This window comes from Actinocrinis sp., from assembly GCF_035650855.1.
Classification (GTDB): domain Bacteria; phylum Actinomycetota; class Actinomycetes; order Streptomycetales; family Catenulisporaceae; genus Actinocrinis.
Genome location: NZ_DASRGV010000386.1, coordinates 1 through 5,694, shown reverse-complemented (window position 1 = coordinate 5,694; position 5,694 = coordinate 1). Strand labels below are relative to the sequence as shown.

Genomic DNA, 5,694 nt, shown 5'->3' with positions numbered 1-5,694 from the left:
CGGGTCCGGGTTCGCGATCTGGCTCGCCTGCTCCAAGTTCATGAAGTCGACCGCGTACTGGGAGGAGTTCGCGGAGTCCTTCTGCAGCTTGAACACCGTGCCCTTGGGATACGAGGTCGGCAGCAGGAACGCCGACTCGTCGTAGATGTGCCGCGGCGATCCGGCGCTCGGCGAGTCACCGGGACCGGTCTCAGCGCCGTACAGCCACGCGTAGTGCGAGGTCAGGTTCAGCGGTTCGACCAGCGTGCCGTTCGCGTACAGGTCGAGGGTGGCGTTGATGCCGCCGCCGCCCGAGGAGTCCGGGATCGAGTAGCGCAGGTCGAACGTGTTGGTGGATTCGCGCGAGGTCCAGCTGACCGAGTCGCCGGTGCTGTCCAGCGTGACGGCCTTGCGGCCGGACGCCTCGCCGGCCAGGTCGCCGATGGTCCGGTTCGGTCCGACGACCGTCGCGCCGCCGCCGAGCTGGCCGGACTCCGCCTCGTACATGTCGTAGGGCATGTTCGCGCCCTGACCGACGAACATCGCGGTGTCGCTGGTGTTGTTGCCCTGTTTGATCGGCAGCTCGTTGGCGTCGACGGCGATGACCGTGCGCACGGTGTACTTGCCGTTCACGGCCGTCCAGGTGCCCATGTCGACGTTGGCGGACGCGCCGGAGGCCAGCGTGCCGTTGTAAGCGCCGTTCAGGGTCGTGACACTGTTGCCGTTGGAGTCCAGCAGCGTCAGCGTGATGTTGTGCGCGCCGGACGCGGTCGCGACGGTGCCCTGGTTCTTGAGCGCCACGGTGAAGTCCACCGAGTTGCCCGCGGCTGGGTTGCCCGGCGTCCAGTTCACCGCGGCGGCAACCAGGTCAGAGCTCTGCACCGGTTTCACCACGAGGCTGGTCGGGTTGGTGTAGCTCTGGTTGCTCTGCAGCTCGAAGTTCTTCTTCGACTCGTCGACGGTCGTCTTGAGCTGATACGTGCCGGCGCTCTGTGTGCCGAGGCTGGCCGAGACGGTCTGCGAGGCGCCCGGCGCGAGCGCGCCGACCGTGGTCGAGGCGATCTTGTTCGAGCCGAGGTAGAAGTTGACGTCGGTGGCCACAGAGGCGGCGGTGCCGGCGTTCTGGATGACGGTCGAGGCGGTGATCGAGTCGGTCTCGACCGGCGCGGACGGGGTCCACGAGCTGCTGGTCGGGGTGAGGTCCGGGTTCGGCGCCGGGGTGCCGAAGACCTGGAGCTCGGCGCACTGGCCGCCGGGGGCTCCGCTGTTGCTGGTAATCGAGATCTCGACGTCGGCGACCCGCGCGGTGACCGGGATGGCCACCGAGTTCTGGTTGCTGTTCGGGTCGAAGCTGTAGCTCTGCGCCGAGACCAGGGTGCTGAAGGTGGTCGCGCTCTGCTCGCGGCCGAGCACGGCGATGGTCTGGGTGCGGGCCGACCAGACGGTGGCCGGGTTGAGCTTGACCACGACCGAGGAGATGTCGGCGTTGGCGCCCAGATGCACTGTCAGGTTGCTGGGATAGGACGAGCCCTCGAAGTACGTGGTGACGTCGCCGTCGTCGGCGTTGGCCGGCGCGTAGGTGTACGTGTACGGCGTTCCGTCGATCGGCTTGTTCAGCGCCAGGTTCGTGGTGTTGCCGCCGCTTCCGGTGCGGGTGACGGTGTTGCTCGGCGAGGATTCGAGCCCCGCGCCGTTGGCCGCCGTCACGTAGTAGGAGACGGTCAGCGTGTCAGAGACCGAGTCGGTGTACGTCAGGGTACTGCCGGACACGGACGCGATCTTCGCGGAGTTGCGGTAGATGTTGTAACCGGTCACGCCGACCGCGTCGCTGGACGCGCCCCAGGTCAGCTTGATCTGCCCGGACTGCGGCTGCGTGTACTGCAGATTGCTCGGGGCCGTGGGCGGCGTCGCGCCCTGTCCGTTGCGGGTGACGCTATTGCTGTTGGCCGACTGGTTGCCGGCCGCGTCACGGGCGCGCACGTAGTACGTGACTGACTCGGTGGTCGGCGGGTTGTCGGTGTATGTCAGGGCACTGCCCGGGACGCTGGTGAGCAGGGCGTTGTTCGCGTAGACGTCGTAGTTCGTGACGCCCACGTTGTCGGTGGACGCGCCCCAGGTCAGCGTGATCTGGCCGTTGCTGGCCTGCGTGTAGGCCAGGTTCGTTGGCGCCGTCGGCGGCTGGGTGTCGCCGGAGGTCGGGCCGTAGACCTGGAACTCGGAGATCTGGCCGGCGGGCCAGCCGGTGTTCGCGGTGATGTTCAGCCGCAGGTACCGGGTCGTGGTCGCGTTGAACGAGATCGTCACGGTGCTGTTGCCGGCGGGGTCAAAGGTGTAGCCCGCGGAGGCCACGATGTCGTTGAAGTTCGACCCGTCGGTGCTGCCCTGCACCGAAAGCGTCTCGGTGCGCGCGGCCCAGTTGGTCACCGGGGTCTGCAGTACCACCTTGTTGACGGCGACCGACGCGCCGAGATCCACCTGGAGCCACTGTGGGAAGGCGTTGTTCGTGCTCTCCCAGTACGTCGACTGGTTGCCGTCGGTGGCGTTGGCCGGCACGTAGTTCTGGCTGGTGCCGCTGGCCGTGGTGTTCTTGCCCTGCGCCAGGTTGGTCGACGCGCTGCTGGGGCCGTAGACCTCCAGCTCGGAGAGCTGCCCGGCGGCCCAGCCGGTGTTGGCGGTGATGTTGATCCGCATATAGCGGGTGCTGGTCGCGCCGAAGCTGATGCTGACCGCGTTGTTGTTTGCGTTTGGGTCGAAGGTGTAGCCGGCCGAGGCGACGATCGTGGTGAAGGTGGAGTTGTCCGTGCTGCCCTGCACGGAGAGCGTCTCGGTGCGGGCTCCCCAGCCGGTCGGCAGCTTCAGCACGACCTGGTTGACCGAGGTGCCGGCGCCCAGGTCGAGCTCGGCCCATTGCGGGAAGACGCCGGAGCCGTTGGTGCTCTCCCAGTACGTGGACTGATTGCCGTCGTTGAGGTTGCTCGCGACGTATTGGCCGTTGGCGCTGCTCGCGCTGGCGGTCTTACCCAGCGCGAGATTGGTGCCGGCCGCTGCGGCCGGAGCGGCGTGCAGCGCGGGCAGGGCCGTGACGATGAGCCCGGCCAGTGCCAGCGCGGCGGTGCGCAGCCTCGCGGTGCGGCGAGGCGGGGCGGATCCGTATCCTGTTCTCATCCTCTTCCAGTCAGTAAATTGCAGCTTCAATAGAGATCATTGACGAGTAAATGGTGAGTTTTTGCGCGACGCTAGCTGGAAGTTACATACGCGTGACGCATCGGTCAATGGTCGGAGTCTTCGGTCGCACATTCCGGCCCGGCATTTCGGGCGCGGCGGCGCGCTCGCATGGCACACTGGGATCAGGCTGTATTTACAAGCGTGTAGCGGTAGCGCGGTGATCTTTCGGCGCCGCGATTCGGAGGTCTGACGGATGCTGTCGGCGACGGGCTCGGACGGCGTACCGCGCCGGGCGCGCGGCGCGCTCGAAGCCGCGATCATGGACGTGCTCTGGCGCGCGGACCGCTCGCTGAGTCCGGGCGAAGTGCGTGACCTGCTCGGCAAGTCCGACGAGGCGCAGGCCCGCGAGCTCTCCTACAGCACGGTCGTCACGATCCTCACCCGCCTGCACGGCAAGAAGATGCTGGAGCGCACCCGCGTCGGCCGGTCCTTCCAATACGCGCCGCTCGCCGACGCCGCCGGGCTCGAGGCCCGGCGGCTGGCCGCGCTGCTCGACGGCTCCGCCGACCGCGCTGCCGTGCTCTCCCGCTTCGTCGCGGATCTCTCGGACAGCGACGAGGAACTGCTGCGCCGGCTGCTCGGCCCGACCGCGCCCGCCGACGACGCGAGGCGGTGACGCCGCGTGACCATCCCGTTCGTCCTCTGCCTCACCCTGATCTTCCCGCTGCTCGCGCAGCTGCTGGCCGGTCCGATCGCGGCTCGCGTCGATCCGCGCTGGGCGACCTGGCTGCTGACCGGCGCGGCGGTGGCGCTCGCGGCCAGCAGCGGAGCCGCGCTCACGCTCGCGGCGCTGGACGCCTTGATCAGGATTCCGCTCGTCGCCCAGCTCGGCCGCTGGTCGCCGGCGGTCATCGACCGCGGCGACCCGACCAGCGCCGTCGTCGCGATCATTGCCGGCGTGCTGCTCGGCATCGCGCTCACCGCGGTGGTCAGGTTCGCCGTGCGCCGGGGCCAGGCGCTGGCCGAGGCGTTCCGCCACGCGCGCGGCCTGCCTGGACGCGGCGAGATCGTGGTGACCCGTGACCTGGCCGCCGACGCGTACACGGTGCCCGGCCGCCCGGGCCGCATCGTCGTTTCGGCTGGAATGCTCGAGACGCTCGATGACGCCGGCCGGACCGCGCTGCTCGCCCACGAACGCGCGCACCTCGCCGGCCGGCACTACGCCTTCACCGGCGTCGCGCGGCTCGCCGCGGCCGCGAATCCGCTGCTGCGGCCGCTCGCGGACGCGGTGGAGTTCACAGTCGAGCGCTGGGCCGACGAACACGCGGCGCTGGCGGTGGGCGACCGGCGGCTGGTCGCCGAGACGATCGCGCGCGCGGCGGTCGCAGCCAAGTACGGCAGGCCGCGCAGGTCGCCGGCCGTCGCACTCGGCGCCGTGTTCGAACGTCTCGGCGGCGGTCGGCTCACGCCCCGGCACTCGAAGAGCTCCGCGATGCGCGCGGCAGGACCGGTTCCGCGCCGCGTCGCCGCGCTGCTCGCGCCCCCGCCGGGTCGCCGCTGGATGCTGCAGGCCGCGGTCGCCGTGATCGCGATCATCGCCGGATTCTGCACCCTCGACGCCGCCCACGATCTGCACGAGCTCCTCGAGGCCGCGAGCTACGCGCCGCATCACTGACGCGGCTCAATCTCCGGCGCAGCCTGATCCCTGGCACGCCTTGATCCCTGACGCGCCTATCGCCTCTGTGACGGAACCCTGACAGTCCAGGCGCCGTATCGGTGAACACCGAGCGGCTCGATCATCTACACTCAAGTAGAAGTTCTACATCTTTGTAGATGATGCGCGTCCGGACGGTAAGGAAGAGGTCGTGCCGAACCCCGCTCTGCTCACCCTCGCGACGCACTTCGTGTCGCACGCCGCCGGGACCGGAGGCCACGTCCTGGCCTTCAACCCGCTGGACTCGACCTCGTGGCTCGCCAGCCTCGGCGCCCTCGGCGTCTTCCTGGTGCTCTTCGCTGAGACCGGCTTGCTCATCGGGTTCTTCCTGCCCGGCGACTCGCTGCTCTTCACCGCCGGCCTGCTGTGCACCGCGGGGGCGCACGCGGTGCACCTCTCCCTGCCGGCCGTGCTGGTCGCGGCGGCGGCCGGAGCACTGCTCGGCGCGCAGACCGGTTTCTGGCTGGGGCAGCGGGGCGGGCGCGTGCTGCTCGCGCGAACCAAGAACCGCCACCTGCGCGACGGGGTCATGCGCGCCGAGGAGATCCTGGAACGCTACGGATACGGCAAGGCGATCGTGCTGGCCCGGTTCATCCCGGTCGTGCGCACGGTGCTCAACCCGGTGGCGGGAGCGCTTGAGGTGCCGGCCCGGGTCTTCACGCTGTGGCAGGTCGCCGGCGGCCTGGTGTGGTCGATCGGCGTGACGCTCGCCGGCTACGGCCTCGGTTCGAGCATTCCGAGCATCGACAAGTACCTGCTGCCGATCATCGCCCTCATCGTGATCGTCTCGCTCAGCCCGCTCGCCGTCGAGCTGCTGCGCCGCCGCCGACGCAGCC

At 69.3% G+C, this 5,694-nt stretch carries 4 protein-coding genes; 3 read left to right on the top strand and 1 reads right to left on the bottom strand.

The window, feature by feature from the left end; genetic code table 11:
- Positions 1-3,144: discoidin domain-containing protein (locus VFB40_RS27205; RefSeq protein ID WP_324855665.1), on the bottom strand; the 3,144-nt coding region annotated here is incomplete at its 3' end.
- 253 nt (positions 3,145-3,397) lie between these two features.
- On the opposite strand from VFB40_RS27205, the gene VFB40_RS27200 reads away from it, so the two are divergent.
- From VFB40_RS27200 to VFB40_RS27190, 3 genes are all read left to right on the top strand, one after another.
- Positions 3,398-3,820, top strand: coding sequence for a BlaI/MecI/CopY family transcriptional regulator (locus tag VFB40_RS27200; RefSeq protein ID WP_324855663.1), 423 nt, complete (start codon positions 3,398-3,400; stop codon positions 3,818-3,820).
- Positions 3,821-3,826: 6 nt separating this feature from the next.
- The gene (locus VFB40_RS27195) at positions 3,827-4,819 is read left to right on the top strand and encodes a M56 family metallopeptidase (RefSeq protein ID WP_324855661.1); all 993 of its coding nucleotides are present in this window, start codon (positions 3,827-3,829) and stop codon (positions 4,817-4,819) included.
- A gap of 229 nt (positions 4,820-5,048) precedes the next feature.
- Positions 5,049-5,694 (top strand): DedA family protein (locus tag VFB40_RS27190; protein WP_349261651.1); only part of this gene is annotated, 646 nt, incomplete at its 3' end.